At 47.1% G+C, this 15,582-nt stretch carries 12 protein-coding genes; 7 read left to right on the forward strand and 5 right to left on the reverse strand.

Features of this window, described 5'->3' with window-relative positions; all coding sequences use genetic code 11:
• Window positions 1-16: 16 nt before the first annotated feature.
• The 5 genes from maoP to fadI form a co-directional block, all read right to left on the reverse strand.
• The gene (gene maoP, locus RHEIN_RS04825; RefSeq protein WP_008897853.1) at window positions 17-364 is read right to left on the reverse strand and encodes a DUF413 domain-containing protein; all 348 of its coding nucleotides are present in this window, start codon (window positions 362-364) and stop codon (window positions 17-19) included.
• A 236-nt stretch (window positions 365-600) separates the two neighbouring features.
• Window positions 601-810, reverse strand: coding sequence for a hypothetical protein (locus RHEIN_RS04830; protein ID WP_192826705.1), 210 nt, complete (start codon window positions 808-810; stop codon window positions 601-603).
• Window positions 811-961: 151 nt separating this feature from the next.
• The gene (locus RHEIN_RS04835) at window positions 962-3,097 is read right to left on the reverse strand and encodes a S9 family peptidase (protein ID WP_237704336.1); all 2,136 of its coding nucleotides are present in this window, start codon (window positions 3,095-3,097) and stop codon (window positions 962-964) included.
• 201 nt (window positions 3,098-3,298) lie between these two features.
• Entirely contained in the window at window positions 3,299-5,440 is a 2,142-nt protein-coding gene (fadJ, locus tag RHEIN_RS04840) for a fatty acid oxidation complex subunit alpha FadJ (protein WP_008897856.1), read from the reverse strand.
• Window positions 5,440-6,750, reverse strand: coding sequence for an acetyl-CoA C-acyltransferase FadI (gene fadI / locus RHEIN_RS04845; RefSeq protein ID WP_008897857.1), 1,311 nt, complete (start codon window positions 6,748-6,750; stop codon window positions 5,440-5,442). Before fadI ends, fadJ begins: the two co-directional genes overlap by 1 nt.
• 337 nt (window positions 6,751-7,087) lie before the next feature.
• On the opposite strand from fadI, the gene RHEIN_RS04850 reads away from it, so the two are divergent.
• The 7 genes from RHEIN_RS04850 (at window position 7,088) to putP (ending at window position 15,507) form a co-directional block, all read left to right on the forward strand.
• The gene (locus tag RHEIN_RS04850; RefSeq protein WP_008897858.1) at window positions 7,088-8,041 is read left to right on the forward strand and encodes an AAA family ATPase; all 954 of its coding nucleotides are present in this window, start codon (window positions 7,088-7,090) and stop codon (window positions 8,039-8,041) included.
• A 10-nt stretch (window positions 8,042-8,051) separates the two neighbouring features.
• Window positions 8,052-8,993 carry a DUF58 domain-containing protein gene (locus RHEIN_RS04855; protein WP_008897859.1) on the forward strand — a complete coding sequence of 314 codons (942 nt, stop codon included), beginning with the start codon at window positions 8,052-8,054 and terminating at the stop codon, window positions 8,991-8,993.
• A complete protein-coding gene (locus tag RHEIN_RS20300; RefSeq protein ID WP_008897860.1) occupies window positions 8,980-9,438 on the forward strand; it encodes a DUF4381 domain-containing protein in 459 nt (152 codons plus the stop codon). Before RHEIN_RS04855 ends, RHEIN_RS20300 begins: the two co-directional genes overlap by 14 nt.
• On the forward strand, window positions 9,438-10,430 hold the full coding sequence (locus tag RHEIN_RS04865; RefSeq protein ID WP_008897861.1) for a vWA domain-containing protein: 993 nt from the start codon (window positions 9,438-9,440) through the stop codon (window positions 10,428-10,430). Before RHEIN_RS20300 ends, RHEIN_RS04865 begins: the two co-directional genes overlap by 1 nt.
• Entirely contained in the window at window positions 10,420-12,249 is a 1,830-nt protein-coding gene (locus RHEIN_RS04870; protein ID WP_008897862.1) for a VWA domain-containing protein, read from the forward strand. The genes RHEIN_RS04865 and RHEIN_RS04870 overlap by 11 nt, the downstream gene beginning before the upstream one ends.
• Window positions 12,243-13,892 (forward strand): BatD family protein, encoded by a 1,650-nt coding sequence (locus RHEIN_RS04875; protein ID WP_008897863.1) that lies wholly within the window; start codon window positions 12,243-12,245, stop codon window positions 13,890-13,892. Before RHEIN_RS04870 ends, RHEIN_RS04875 begins: the two co-directional genes overlap by 7 nt.
• 121 nt (window positions 13,893-14,013) lie before the next feature.
• Window positions 14,014-15,507: a sodium/proline symporter PutP gene (putP, locus tag RHEIN_RS04880; protein ID WP_008897864.1), complete on the forward strand. Its 1,494-nt coding sequence runs from the start codon at window positions 14,014-14,016 to the stop codon at window positions 15,505-15,507.
• Window positions 15,508-15,582: the final 75 nt, after the last annotated feature.

The following is a 15,582-nucleotide window of genomic DNA, read 5'->3' on the forward strand; positions in this document are numbered from 1 at the left end:
AGACCTGACCCCAATATTAATCTGCGTCGTTATCTACAAAGGAGAAGTCTTCTCCACCATCTGCAATACGCTTCTTACCAAACACGGTATGGAATTTGCGTTTTTCCTGCAAACGTTGTTTGTACTTTATCCAGACCTTTTCATACTGACTGGCTGCTTCCTGCTCGCCTTTGCAAACAGCGATAAAACGTTGCTCTTCTTCATTGACTGGCTGGCGTGAGCCTGCTTCCAGTTCCTGCATGGCGTTGCCATGTTTTTCCAGCAGATTACCCTCTGCCAGAGTAAAGCGCCCGGACCTGGTGAATCCCTTAGGGAAATTCTGGTCATCGAAAAAGCGACGGTTAGCGACAAAACTTTGCTGCATCACTTTTTTCCTCTAATTTTGTTGTCTCTACAGCTATCCGAATCAAACTGTGCGCAGTATGGTAAACAAAATCAGACTCGTCAAACAAAAATTTTGCTTTGTCAAAAGAAATGATTTTACTTTGTAGCAGAAGCGGCATTTTGCTCAGAAAATAAACGCAACTGTTTGACGAATAACCTTTTTAACCAGGCCAAACTGCAAATTTCGATACCTGAAGCATAGCGGAAAGGATCGGCTTAAAAGAAATTAGAAAAGCGACCAAAGGCACGGCGTAAGGTGAGTCTTTTGTGGTTATGAAACAAAGGCAGCACCAGAGGTCCCAAACACAAAGCAGCCAGAGCCCAGCGTTTGGCCGCCATACCGGCACGTAAAGCCGCAATATAAATACTGACACTGCTCAGACAAAAAAGGCTCAGGACAAAGACCACGTTATACTCCCCTTTCATGCTCCCGATTCAAAAACGGCCGCAGTATACCAGCCTGCTGAACGACTGACTGATAAAAATGCAGAAAAATACGCCGAAATTTCGATCACGCCTGAAAAAAAGACACAAAAAACCGGCGCGCATCACAGATACAGCGCCGGTAAATTTCAGTTTAAGACTTCGGACTTGCCGGCAGCAGAGACAAAATAAAAGCGTATTCATCGGCTATTTCAATCATACGCGAGAAGCGTCCTGATTTACCGCCATGACCCGCTTCCATGTTAGTACGGAACAATAAAGGCTGTTGATCCGTTTTGATGGTACGCAGTTTAGCAACCCATTTAGCCGGCTCAAAATACTGCACCTGGGAGTCATGCAAACCTGTAGTCACCAACATAGCCGGATAAGCCTGCTTTTTTAGCTGATCATAAGGGGAATAAGACAACATATAGTCGTAATAGGCTTTTTGTTTGGGATTGCCCCACTCATCAAACTCATTGGTGGTCAGCGGAATAGACTCATCGAGCATAGTAGTCACCACATCTACAAAAGGCACATGAGCGACCAGACCACTGTATTTCTCCGGAGCCATGTTGGCGATAGCGCCCATTAATAAACCACCTGCACTACCCCCCATCGCAAAGACTTTATCTTTAGCTGCATATTTTTCAGTGACCAGATAATCAGTCACATCGATAAAGTCAGTAAAGGTATTGACCTTGTTCAATAGTTTGCCGTTTTCATACCAGGCACGGCCCATTTCCTGACCACCACGAATATGAGCAATAGCGTAGACAAAACCCCGGTCAACCAAAGAGATCACTGTGCTGCGAAAGGATGGCGCGCTGGAGATGCCATAAGAGCCATAAGCGTACTGATACAAAGGTGCTGTGCCATCTTTTTTCAGGCCCTTTTTATACAACAGACTCACCGGAATTTTAGTGCCATCCTGAGCAGTCGCCCAGACGCGTTCCGTCTGATAATTGTTTTTATCAAAACCACCTAAAACTTCCTGCTCTTTCAACAAACGTTTTTCGCCTGTTTTCATATGCATTTCGTACACAGACGACGGAGTGGTCAAGGAGGTATAACGGTAGCGAAACCACTGACTATTTTGTTCTGGATTGTTATCTGTTTTTGCCACATAAGCGGCTTCATCGGATTCGACATACCGGGCTTTGCTTAAATCAGACCATGGCATCAAACGCACTCTGTCCAGGCCATTGCTACGCTCGTTAATCACCAGATAGTCGGTAAATAACTGGAATGAATCAATAAACACATCAGGGTTGTGGGCCAGCAACGGCTGCCAACGGCTACGATCACCTATCTGGTCATCCTTCACTGTCATCAGACGGTAGTTAGGCGCATCCCAGTCGGTCATGATCACCCAACGGTTATCTATATGCTCAACTTCGTATTTAAAATCGCGCTGACGAGGCGCTATGGAGGTAAATTTGCCAGACTTATCATCACTTTTCAGCACCAGCATCTCGTTCGACACAGTGCTTTCCAGCCAAACGACTACGTACTGATCATCTGCACTGTTGCCAACCCCCATATAAAAACTGCTGTCTTTTTCTTCATACAGCAACTCATCTTTCGTCACATCCTGACCCAGAGTATGACGGCGCACTTTGGTGCCTAATAAAGTTTGAGGATCTTTTTCGATATAAAACAGCTGATTGTTGTCCGCTGACCAGGCTAAAGAGGCTGCGGCCCCTGTAATAACAGAGGGTAAGTCTTTGCCTGTTCGCAAGTCACGCACTTTGAGGTTGTAATTCCTACGGCCACTGGTGTCTTCCGCATAGGCCAGCAGTTGCTGATTTGGACTGACCTGAAAATTGCCTATCTGGTAAAAATCTTTCCCCTGGGCCAGGCTGTTGACATCCAGCATCACTTGCTCTGCACCACCAGCTTTGGGTTTACGTGCATAGATAGGATACTCTTTACCTTGCTCATAGCGGGTGTAATAGGAATAGTCCCCTTTGATGGCAGGGACTGTGCTGTCATCCTGTTTCACCCGGCCGATAATTTCATCCGCCAGGGTTTTATTCAGTGTTTTGTAGTGATCGGCATACTGCTGGTAATACTGGTTTTCGGCATTCAGGTAAGCTAGAACTTCAGGAGCCTGCCTTTTATCATCCCTTAACCAATAATAAGGGTCTTGCCTGTCGCCATGTTCTGATTTAACCACATAGGGTTTGGTTGGCGCGACAGGGGCTGTTGACGGCATAGCGGCCATCAGTTGGATACTGGTAAGCATGGCAACTCCATAACCAAGAATACGGAACGGATTGGGCATCATTCTCTCTCTTTTTTGTGCTTGAGTTTAGTGATTAAAAACAACAAAACGTTAACACAGCCGCTGTTTTACAGCCAGAACAGCGGCAGATAATGCGACGAATAAGATGTAACAAAACAAAACGACGCCAAGACAACAGATAAAATAAGCAAAAAAAAGGCTGCTATCGGACAGATAGCAGCCTTTTCTGGAGCAAAGGATGGCTTAATAGAAAGTGGTATTTTGTTCTGCTTTTTCCAGCAACAGCTTGCTTGGGGCAAAACGTGCACCAAAACGGCTCTCAAAGCTACGCAGATGCGCTACTAAAGTGGCAGCACCCATTTGGTCGATGTAGCGGAACGGGCCGCCGAGAAACGGCGGGAAGCCGATGCCAAAGATGGCACCTATATCACCATCGCGGGCACTGCTGATAATTCCTTCTTCTAAGCAGCGCACGGCTTCGTTCAGCATTTGCACCACGCAGCGCAGCGCTATTTGATCGCCGCCCAACTTAGCCGCAGGATTTAAACCCAGTATGGTATACACCGAAGCATCCACCTGCTTTTTGCCCTTAGCTTTGGCACCGTACAGATAAAAACCTTTTTCAGCTTTACGGCCTTTACGGCCATCGGCCAATAAACGGTCAAAGGCTGCTGGTGCGGCAAAACGCTCCCCCAGTTCTTTCAGCAGAATTGGGGAGATTTTTGCGCCTACGTCTATACCCACTTCATCGAGCAAGGTAATAGGACCTACAGGGAAACCAAATTTCACCAGCGCTTTATCCAGCGCTTCCACAGGTTCACCTTCGAGCAGTATATTGGCCGCTTCGTTCATATACAGTGCCAGAATACGGTTAACGTAAAAACCTGCGCCATCTTTAACAACGATAGGCGTTTTGCCTTGCTTACGGGCAAATGCCACAGTAGTTGCAATAGTTTCAGCCGAAGTTTTGTCATGCGCTATGACTTCAACCAATGGCATTTTATCCACAGGAGAGAAGTAATGCAGACCAATCACATTTTCAGGCCGGGCCGCTTTAGCCGCAATTTGGCCTATTGGCAATGAACTGGTGTTACTGGCAAAAACAGTATGTTCTGAGCAATTGGTTTCGATATCGGCGACCATTTGCTGTTTTAAGTTTAAGTCTTCAAATACAGCTTCCACCACTAAATCCACATCATGGAAACCGCTGTAATCTGTCGTACCCGTCAGCAAGGACATTTGCTTTTGCACTTCAGTCTTAGTGACAAAACGCTTACGCAGCTTTTTCTCCAGCAGGCTGTAGCTGTATTTCATTGCATTGGAAATACCCTGCTGGCTGATATCTTTAATCCGCACCGGCACACCTGCTTTAGTCGCAGTGACATTGGCGATACCACCGCCCATCAGACCGCCGCCTAAAATAGCTGCTTTGTGCACTTTACGTGGCACCACATCCCCTGCACCAGTCTCTTTTTTCATCTGAGTGGTGGCAAAAAATAATGAACGTAAGGCTTTGGACTCGCTGGTCATGCAAAGCTCACCAAAAGCTTTGGCTTCCACATCCAGACCTTTATTAAAACCGCCATCCACGCCGGCTTTAATCGCCTTAAGGATTTTAAGCGGTGCCGGGTAATTGCCATGAGTTTTAGCTAAAGTTTGTTTTTCTGCCTGACTAAACACGATGGCGCGGCCAAAAGGTGTTTTTTCCAGCACTTTACCCACAAAGTTCAGTTTGACGTCACGAGCTGCCGGTTTGCCTTTCAGCGCCAACTGCACTGCGGCCTCCAGCAAAATACTTTTAGGGACCACGGCATCGACTAAACCGATTTTTTTTGCCTGAGCAGCACGCAGCTGCTTGCCGGTTAAAATCATATCCAAAGCTTTTTGAATACCAACCAGACGAGGTAAACGCTGAGTACCACCGCTGCCAGGCAATAAACCCAGCTGCACTTCAGGTAAACCCAGGACAGTTTTGTTGTCTGTAGTCGCAACACGGGCATGACAGGCTAACGCCAGTTCTAAACCACCACCTAAACAAGGGCCATGAATAGCAGCCACTAAAGGAATAGATAAAGCTTCGAGCTGGTTAAACACCAATTGACCCATGCGGCCAATATCTTCGGCTTGCTGTGCTGTAGTGCAACCATCCAGCATAGAAATATCAGCACCGGCGATAAAGGAATCCGGCTTGCCACTGATAATAACTAAACCTTTGATGTCTTTATTGTTTTTTATTTCACTGAGCAAAGATTTAATTTCATCAGCAAAAGCAGCCTTGAGCACATTCATGCTCTCGCCTGCCACATCCATGCTAATGACACCAATCTGATCAGGGCGAATGCTTAAGCTAAAAGTTGATTTTGTATCGAGAGTCGGCTGGCTCATTATTCAGTCTCCACTATCATGGCTGCGCCTAAACCACCTGCAGCACAAGCCGTGGTTAAACCAATACCACCACCACGACGTTTTAATTCATTTAAGGTTTGAGTGATTAAGCGGGTGCCTGTTGCCGCAAAAGGATGGCCATAAGCTAAAGAGCCACCTATGACGTTAAATTTCGCCATATCAATTTCACCTATGGCTTCAGCGCGACCCAGCTTTTCTTCAGCAAATTTCTTGCTGCCAAACATTTTCATATTGGCCAGCGCCTGAGCAGCAAAAGCTTCATGCATTTCAATCAGGGTTAAGTCTGACAGTTTCAGACCGGCACGGTCCAAAGCAATAGGAGTCGCATAGGATGGGCCCATCAGCATATCTTCCCACACATCAATGGCGGCAAAAGCATAGCTGCGGATATAACCCAGCACTTCATAGCCCATGGCTTTAGCACGGCTTTCGGTCATCATCAGTACAGCGGATGCACCGTCTGTTAAAGGGGTGCTGGTGGCCGCTGTGACAGTACCAAACTGACGGTCAAATACAGGCTTTAACTTGCTGTACGATTCCAGTTTGGAATCCATACGAATATTGTTATCGATTTCAAGGAAGGTTTTGTACGGCTCAATATGAGCGGCCATCACTTCATCTTTTAATAAACCATCTTTCCAGGCTTGCGCCGCTAAGCTATGTGAACGGTGTGCCATCGCATCCTGATCAGCACGGCTGATACCATGAGTTTTGGCCATTTGTTCAGCGGTATCACCCATCGACAAACCAGTGGTGTATTCAGCCACTGCAGGAGGTACTGGTAATAAATCTTTTAAACCTAAGCGGCGGAAAATCGCCAGTTTTTGGCCAAAAGTTTTGGCTTTGTTTAAATCCACCAAAGCACGGCCTAATTTTTTGCTGACACCAATAGGTAAAACAGAGCTTGAGTCTGCACCACCAGCAATAGCGATTTCTGTGACTCCAGCCATCATGCTTTCGGCCACACTAACTACAGACTGGAAGCTGGTAGCACAAGCACGGGTAACGCTGAAGGCATCTGTATGCACATTCATGCCTGTGCCTAACACGATTTCACGGGCAATGTTTGGTGCTTCCGGCATTTGTACAACTTGACCAAAAACCAGTTGATCTATTAACTTGGGCGACAATTCGCTACGGATCAGCAATTCGTTGACCACCAGCTTGCCAAGTTCCAGCGCTGAAACGCCATGGAATTCGGTCGCTTGTTTAGCAAATGGAGTACGCAGACCACGCACTATGGCGATACGGTCTCCCTGACGTGTGGTAAGTTGTAGTGGCGCAGCCATGGACAATCCTCTTAGTGTGACTCGTGACAGGTCTGACCTGTAGATGTTTTTGATTGTAACCAGAGATTAGGTAAATTAAAACACTTGTTTTAAAAGCAACTGAACCTTATATAAAAGCAAGTGGTCTTAGCCTAGCTTTTTTTTGAGCTAACTGCTTGGAAAATAAACAACAATATACCCAAAGTAATTGGAGTTGCAGAGAGGCAACAAGAGCGTGAGACCCCGGGAGCATAGTTTAGCTATGTGACAGGGGCGAGAGCACGCAGTCAACAAAGCTGCAGCTTCAAGTACAAAGGGTTTAACTGACGACGATAACTAAAAAACAGTAGTAGGTATTATGGTAAAGGCATTCTCCGCTTTAAAGGATTACCTGGACAGTCAGGTCTTAGGCCAGCATGCGCTGACCGAGGGTATTTTGTTGGCATTGTTGGCCAATGGTCATTTACTGGTAGAAGGCCCACCGGGTTTAGCTAAAACCAGAGCAGTCAATGCGTTGGCACATGGGGTGGAAGGTCGTTTTCACCGCATTCAGTTTACGCCGGATTTATTACCCGCCGATTTAACAGGCACAGATATTTACCGCCCTGAAACCGGGCAATTTGAGTTTCAGGCTGGCCCTTTGTTTCACCATATTATTCTGGCCGACGAGATTAACCGCGCTCCTGCTAAAGTGCAGTCGGCCTTGTTAGAAGCTATGGCGGAAAAACAAATTACCGTAGGTCGCAAAACCTACGCCTTGCCCGAGTTGTTTTTAGTGATGGCAACCCAAAACCCGCTGGAGCAGGAAGGTACTTATCCTTTGCCTGAAGCCCAGCTGGACCGTTTTTTATTGCACCTCAAAGTGGATTATCCGGATGCAGCGACAGAACTGGCTATTTTACGTTTAACCCGGGGTGAAGCTTTAGCTCATGAAAAAACCAAACTCAGCCCTATCAGCCAGGCTGATATTTTTGCCGCCCGTCAGGATATTTTAAAACTGCATATGGCCGAAAGCCTGGAAAACTACATAGTGCAGCTGGTGATGGCGACCCGCAATGCCGCAGCCTACAGCGAGCAACTGGCAAAATGGATAGCTTATGGCGCCAGCCCCCGCGCCAGTATTGCACTTGAGCGTTGTGCCCGTGCTAAAGCCTGGTTGGAAGGCCGTGATTTTGTTACGCCGGATGACATTCAGGCAGTATTTTTTAATGTGTTACGTCATCGCCTGATCTTAACCTACGATGCTGAAGCTCAGGGTTTAAGCACAGATGACGTACTCAGAGAGATTTTAAAACTGGTTCCTGTAGCCTGATGTATTTTTGATGAATACCCAACTTCAGCTTGAACAACTGGCCACAGACGGTATCCATCTGGATTTACCGCAGTTGTTGGCCTATCAGCGTCATCATGCTTTGCTGGATTTAGCCCCTAAAATGGCTATTCAAAGTAAGCTCGCTGGCTCCTATCTGGCCCGCAGTAAAGGCCGGGGTATGGAGTTTGATGAAGTACGGCATTACCAACCCGGTGATGATGTGCGCACCATCGACTGGCGGGTCACTGCACGCACAGGCAAAGTGCACACCAAATTATTCCGCGAAGAAAAAGAGCGGCCAGTGTTTATCCTGACCGATTTATCTGAGTCGATGCGTTTTGGTACACAACTACTGCTCAAGTCGATTCAGGCTGCACATTTAGCCGCCTTATTGGCCTGGCATGTGCGGGAAACCGGCGACAAACTCGGTGGCCTTGTATTCAGTGAACAGCAGTTGCTGGAGCTTAAACCTGCAGCGCGCAGTCAGGCCGTATTAAGGTATTTAAATGCACTGATTAAAGTGCAGCAACATCAGGGCATGGCGGCAGAGTCCAACATTAATCATGCTTTGGGTTTAATGCGCCGTTTAGCCCGTCCAGGTGCACTTATTTTTGTGATCTCAGATTTCAGCACACTTGACGCACAAGGCTTGCGCCATTTGCAGGCCATGCGCCAGCATAATGAAATTCGTTGTGTGCATATTACCGATCCTTTGGATCTGCAACTGCCCTTGTCTGCTTCGGGTCTGGCGGCGGTCACAGATGGTGTGGAGCTAAAAACCCTGGATTTAGGTTCCTCCCTGTTAAAAGACAGTTATAAGCAGCAGCAACACCAGTGGCAACAGGCTTTGCAATTGAACTTAAAAAAGCTCAACTGCCGCTATTTAGAAATAAGCGCAGCCTTGCCTTTGATTGAACAATTAAACAGGAGTTGGCCTGATGGCGAACACTGAACCCCAACTGGCGTTGGCTGATATTCAGGAGCCACTGCTCAACACCTTCTGGCCACCGGCCCCAGGCTGGTGGTTGCTGACTGTGCTGGTGATTGTACTTTTGGCCTATGGCTTTCGTTTTTTCTGGAAAAAATGGCAAAAAGCCTTGCCCTTGCGTCAGGCTAAAGCAGAATTGCGGCTGATTAAAGCATCAGATCAGAGCGCTGAACTGAATGAGTTACTGAAACGTCTGGTGCGCTGTTACAGCCCGGGTCATAGCGTATTGTCTGCTCCGGTGAAACACTGGCAGGAGTTTTTACAACAACAATTACCCCAACAGCCTTTACCTGATTTACAGAAAGTGCTGTATCAATCGGTATCGGATCAGGCTGAATTCGCCATTTATCGGCAATTTGCTGAAACCTGGCTGCATAAAGTTTCTGTTAAACAGCTGGAGCGGCTTTGATGTTTGAATTCAGCTACCCCTGGTTGTTTTTGTTATTCCCTTTGCCTTTGTTGCTGCGACGTAAAACGCAGCAGCAAGGCAGCCCTTTAACACACAAAGCCCTGATTAAAGCCGGCTGCCAGGGACATGGCCTGACAAGTAAAGCGCCCCGCTCTGTCAAAACCTTACTCGCTTTACTCTGTTGGTGTTTTTTAGTGCTGGCCGCCACTCAACCTCGATGGCTGGGTGAAACTGTCACCTTGCCACAACAAGGCCGGGATCTGATGTTAGCGCTGGATTTATCCGGCTCTATGGCGATCAGTGATATGCAGCATCAGGGCCAGAGCATAGACAGACTGCAAGCCGTGAAGCTGGTGGTCAGCGATTTTATTCAAAAGCGCAAAGGCGACCGTATTGGTCTGATTTTGTTTGGTGATGCCGCTTATCAACAAACCCCTTTAACCTATGACTTAACCACTATTCAAACCATGCTGGATGAAGCAGTACGGGGTTTAGTTGGTGAACGTACCGCCATAGGTGAAGCCATAGGTCTGGCCGTTAAACGGCTGAATACTTATGAAACCTCAAACAAAGTACTGATTTTGTTAAGTGATGGCGCCAACACAGCTGGAGTTATTCAGCCAATGGAAGCCTTACAACTGGCAAAAGCCGCAGGGGTCAAAGTGTACACTGTGGGCGTGGGTGCCGAACAAATGGTGCAACAAAGCATTTTTGGCCGTCAGTTGATCAACCCGTCGCAGGATTTAGATGAAGTGCTGCTGACCCGTATCGCAGAAGAAACTGGCGGTAAGTATTTCCGCGCCCGCGACTTAGCTGAACTGGCACAAATTTATAAATTGCTGGATCAGTTAGAGCCGATAGAGCGTGACCAAATCAGCTATCGTCCACAGCAAAGCCTTTTACATTGGCCTTTATTGGCCGCTTTGTTTTGTTCTGTGTTACTTGCCTTAAGCCAGGTGCGCTTTGCAGGGAGAATAAAAAATGTGGGCTGATTTTCATTGGTTAAGGCCAGAGTACTTTTGGTTAATCTTGCCTGCTGTGTTGATTTGGTTTTTGTTTGCCAAACTACGTCAGCCACAAAGCGCATGGCAACATTGGATAGCGCCGCATCTGCAAAAAGAATTACTCACAGTGCCAGCCACACAGCAGCAAAAACCGCAGTTGTGGTTGCTGCTGCTCGTCTGGCTCATTAGCGTGATTGCCCTGGCTGGCCCTAGCTGGGAAAGGTTGCCGCAGCCTGTGTTTCAACTGAAAAAAGCCACCGTCATTTTGATGGATATGTCGATGTCGATGCGCGCAACAGACTTAGCACCGGACAGATTAACTCAGGCCCGCTTTAAAGCGCTGGACTATATCAATGGTGTAAAAGAAGGGGAACTGGCTTTGGTCAGTTTTGCCGGCGATGCTTTTGTGATTTCACCTTTGACTCAGGATCACAATAACGTCCGGTTGCTGTTGCCTGAACTGAGCCCCGATATTATGCCGGTACAAGGCTCCAACCTTGAAGCCGCCCTGCTGCTGGCCGATCAGCTGCTCAAACAAGGCGGTTATCTGCAAGGAGACGTGGTGCTTTTTACCGACGGCTTTGCCTCTGGTGATTACCCTCGTTTACGTGATTTGATGGACAATTGGCCGCATCGTTTATCTGTACTGGCCTTTGGCACCACCCAAGGCGCACCGGTGCGTTTAAGTAATGGTGAGTTATTAAAAGACCGCCAGGGCGCTATAGTTTTACCTCGTGTTCCTTTGACACAGTTACAGCAGCTGGCTGAACTCCGCTCTGGTGTTTTTGCTGTGGCAGCTTCTGAAGAAAGCGATGTTGAAGCTTTGCTCGCCCTGAAGCCATTAGATAAAAAAACTGACAGCGAAGAGCAACAAAAACTTTTTGGTGATCAATGGCAGGACAACGCCGTTTATCTGGTCTGGCTGCTGTTACCTCTGGCTTTGTGGCTGCATAAACGCGGCGCCTTGACTGTATTTGTACTGGTGCTGTTTTTACCCAAAGCAGAAGCTTTTGAATGGAATGACCTGTGGCAAACAAAAAGTCAAAAAGCGCAGCAGTCTTATCAACAAGGAGATTACAACAGCGCCTGGCAAGACTTTGACGACCCGCTGTGGAAAGGCAATGCAGCCTATAAAGCCGGAGATTACTCTGCAGCTGAGCAGTCTTACCGGAAGCTCGACAATGCAGACTCATGGTATAACCTTGGCAATAGCCTGGCCCAGCAGCAAAAATATGAAGAGGCCATTGAGGCCTATCAGCAGGCTCTGGCTAAAAACCCGGAGCTTGATAAAGCCCGACAAAATATAGATGTGGTGAAAAAAGCCCAGGAGCAACAACAGCAACAACAGCAACAACAAAACCAGCAGCAAGGTGAAGGCAAAGAGCAGGATCAGCAGCAAGGCGAATCATCCGACGATCAAGGCGAAGGGTCACAATCTTCACAACAACAGTCTGATGAGCAATCCTCTGAGCAACAATCTTCCGAACAGCAGTCGGAGCAGCAAGCTGATGATGCGGCGTCTCAAAAAGATCAAGCGCCAGGTCAAAGCGAGCAACAGCTACAAGAGCAGCAACAAGCCACTGAACAAGCAAAACAAGAGGCAGAAAAACAGCAGGAAGAGCAACAGCAACACAAAGCTATTTCTGAAGCCTGGCCTAATGCAAACGCTGAACAAAGTCAGCAACTGGATAATTTATTACGCAAAGTACAAGACGATCCTTCTTTGTTATTACGCCGTAAGATGGCGCTTGAATATCAAAAACGTCGTTATGATCAACCACCAGCCGGAGTTGTCGAAGAATGGTAAAGCAGTGGTTAGGCTTATTTTTAATACTAAGTAGCCCGGTCTGGGCTTTTACTGAGTTAAAAGTATCTTTAGATAAAAACCCTTTATTGTTGGGTGAAACTGCAGTGCTGGAACTGGTCGCTGACGATCAGGTGGCACATCAACCGGATTTTTCTGTACTGGATCAACATTTTATAGTGCAAGGCCCTTCTATGGGGCAGCAAATGCAGATCATCAATGGCAAGGCCAGCCGCACCACCAGCTGGCGTTTATTATTAAAAGCCAAAAAAGCTGGTACTTTTGTTATTCCGGCCTTTCAAATTGAGGACATCAGTTCCTCCGCTATTGAAGTGCAGGTCGTAGAGTCTTCAGCCTCGACTCAAAACAGCAACGACCCTGTGCTGTTTTTACAAAGCAGCCTGGATAGCAGTGAGCTGTATGTGCAGCAATTGGCCTATCTGGACGTGAAAATCTTTTTTCAGGGCGATTTACAACGAGGTTCACTCAGCGAACCTAAAGTGGATGGCCTGAGCATAGAACAACTGGGCAAAGACAAAGAAGGCAGCGAACTGGTCAATGGCGAACGTTATCGTACTTTTACCCGCCGCTACCGGCTTATACCCGAGCGTAGTGGTACTTTTGTGCTGCCAGGTTCCACCCTCAGCGGCGAAATGCTGGACAGAAATTCAGGCCGTTATGATTATTTTGCTCAAACCAAAGCGGTCAGTGCCACAGCCAGTGATTTAACTATTGAAGTCGCTCCCAGACCAGAGCATTTTCCGGGCGACTGGCTGATTGCAGATTTAGTCAGTTTAAATGAGGAGTGGAGCCCGGCAACCGACCTGTTAACTCAAGGCGAACCTGTCACCCGTACTATTACCTTAACTGCATTAGATGTAGCAGAACATCAGTTGCCCGACTTGCCTCTGAACGCACCTGATGGTGTGAAGCTCTACAAAGAACAGCCTCAGGCCAAACAAGCAGAACGTAATGGCACCCTGGTGGCGCAAAAAGTCTTTAGCATGGCTGTGGTTGCCAACAAAACAGGCGAACTGGTGTTGCCTGAAGTAAAGCTGCCATGGTGGAATAAAAAAACCAATTCAGTGCACTACGCTACCTTACCGGAAAAGCGTTTAACGGTAGAACTAAACCCTGAACTGCCGCAACAAAGTAATGCAGCTGTGGTGGTTCCTGCTTCACAAGGAGCAGGGTCAGTCACAGAGATCACCGAAAACAATCCTTGGCAATGGAATTACACCAGTTCAGTGCTCAGTGCACTCTGGCTTTTTTCTGTGGTTGCATTGCTTTGGTTCAGACCAAAAAGAGCCCTGGCCGTAAAAACCAGAGTGCAAAGTTCAGCTTCAGCCAAAGCCAATCCGAAAAAGCTACAACAAGCTTGTCATAACAACGATGCGGGCCCGGCAAGACAGTGGCTGATGTTGTGGGCTCAGCAACAATTTGGCAAAGCCCCTGCCTCACTGACCGAATTAGCGCACTGGTGCAAAGATGAAAACTTCGCGGAGCAATTACAGTTGCTGAATCAGCAGCTGTATCAAAAAGATCAACAAAACTGGCAAGGCAAAATGTTATGGATTTGCTGGTCAAAATTATCACTGGAAAAATCTGAGGACAAAAACGCTCTGCCTGAATTGTATCCGGAATAAAAGTGAACCGTGATTGACAGCAGCACTCTGTTTATCTGACTAAAAAAACTGGCTGTAGTCCATGGCTATTGATAGCATGCGACCACTTTAAAACTACTATAAAAAAAACAGGAGAATCACAGTGGCCACGGCAACCATTTTAGCTTTATCCATTTATTTTTTATCTATGCTGGCAATAGGCCTGTACGCCTACCGCCAATCCAGCAGTAACTTATCCGACTATATGTTAGGTGGCCGTAAACTGGGCCCGGGCGTTACTGCTTTATCCGCTGGTGCCTCTGATATGAGTGGCTGGTTACTGATGGGTGTTCCAGGCGCTATGTATGTCGCTGGTATATCCCAAATCTGGATTGGTGTTGGTTTAGTCATAGGTGCTTACCTGAACTACATACTGCTGGCACCTCGTTTTCGGGTTTACACTGAATTGGCAAAAGATTCCATCACCCTGCCCGACTATCTGGAAAATCGTTTCTCCGACCCGACCCGGTTATTACGTCTGGTATCTGCCGTCGTCATAGTAGTGTTTTTTACCTTATACACCTCATCAGGTATGGTCGCTGGCGGTAAATTATTTGACGAAGTTTTTGGTCTGGATTACGAATTTGGTTTGTTCCTGACTGCTGGTGTGGTCATTACTTACACTTTATTAGGTGGTTTCCTGGCCGTCAGTATGACTGACTTCGTGCAGGGCATTATCATGTTCGTGGCTTTGGTTGCTGTTCCATTGGTCGCTTTTGGCGCTTTAGACCAACCCACTCAGCTGTTCACCACCATAGAGCAACTGAATCCAAAACATCTGGATTTATTCACCGGCACCAGTGCACTTGGTATTATTTCCTTATTGGCCTGGGGTTTAGGTTATTTTGGTCAGCCACATATTATTGTGCGTTTTATGGCAATACGTTCGGTAGCAGACTTTAAAGCAGCACGTCGTATTGGTATGTCCTGGATGATCATCTCCATTTTAGGCTCCATGGCGGTAGGTTTTGTCGGTATCGCTTATGTTCAGCAAACTAAAATACAGCTGGAAGACCCTGAAACCATTTTTATTCTGCTCTCCCAGGTGTTGTTCCATCCATTCGTAGGTGGTTTGTTATTAGCCGCTATTCTGGCGGCCATTATGAGTACCATCTCTTCTCAGCTTCTGGTCACCTCCAGCGCATTAACTCAGGATTTTTTCAAAACCTTTTTACATAAAAACGCCAGTGACAAACTACAGGTATTGGTTGGACGTGCTTCGGTTTTTGCTGTGGCTCTTGTGGCCATCCTGCTTGCCCTGGACAGCAACAGCTCCATTTTAGGTTTAGTCGCCAACGCCTGGGCTGGTTTTGGTGCAGCTTTTGGTCCTGTGGTGCTAATGAGTCTTTACTGGAAGCGAATGAATCACTGGGGTGCTTTGGCGGGGATCACAACAGGTGCTCTGACTGTACTGTTCTGGGCGTACAGCCCTTACCAGATTGATGGTAAACAGTTAAATGATTTCCTCTATGCCATGATCCCTGGTGTTTTTGTTTCTGCGCTGCTGACCTGGCTGGTGAGTCTGCTGACCTCTGCTCCAGCTGCTCATGTAAGCCAATTATTTCAGCAAGTATCTGATAAGTTAGAAAATAACTAAGTGATCTATCTGTGGGCGACCTGCGGTTCGGGTCGCCCTGCTGCTTCCTTCTGCAATCTCTGAAAAAATCTGTAA

Origin of the sequence: Rheinheimera sp. A13L, assembly GCF_000217935.1 — a bacterium.
Lineage (GTDB): Bacteria > Pseudomonadota > Gammaproteobacteria > Enterobacterales > Alteromonadaceae > Pararheinheimera.

Coding starts and splice junctions, on each gene's coding strand:
- RHEIN_RS20300 (WP_008897860.1), top strand. CDS start 8,980: ATGGCGAACACTGAACCCCAACTGGCGTTGGCTGATATTCAGGAGCCA.
- RHEIN_RS04870 (WP_008897862.1), top strand. CDS start 10,420: ATGTGGGCTGATTTTCATTGGTTAAGGCCAGAGTACTTTTGGTTAATC.
- RHEIN_RS04850 (WP_008897858.1), top strand. CDS start 7,088: ATGGTAAAGGCATTCTCCGCTTTAAAGGATTACCTGGACAGTCAGGTC.
- RHEIN_RS04875 (WP_008897863.1), top strand. CDS start 12,243: ATGGTAAAGCAGTGGTTAGGCTTATTTTTAATACTAAGTAGCCCGGTC.
- maoP (WP_008897853.1), bottom strand. CDS start 364: ATGCAGCAAAGTTTTGTCGCTAACCGTCGCTTTTTCGATGACCAGAAT.
- RHEIN_RS04855 (WP_008897859.1), top strand. CDS start 8,052: ATGAATACCCAACTTCAGCTTGAACAACTGGCCACAGACGGTATCCAT.
- fadI (WP_008897857.1), bottom strand. CDS start 6,750: ATGGCTGCGCCACTACAACTTACCACACGTCAGGGAGACCGTATCGCC.
- RHEIN_RS04830 (WP_192826705.1), bottom strand. CDS start 810: ATGAAAGGGGAGTATAACGTGGTCTTTGTCCTGAGCCTTTTTTGTCTG.
- fadJ (WP_008897856.1), bottom strand. CDS start 5,440: ATGAGCCAGCCGACTCTCGATACAAAATCAACTTTTAGCTTAAGCATT.
- RHEIN_RS04865 (WP_008897861.1), top strand. CDS start 9,438: ATGTTTGAATTCAGCTACCCCTGGTTGTTTTTGTTATTCCCTTTGCCT.
- RHEIN_RS04835 (WP_237704336.1), bottom strand. CDS start 3,097: ATGATGCCCAATCCGTTCCGTATTCTTGGTTATGGAGTTGCCATGCTT.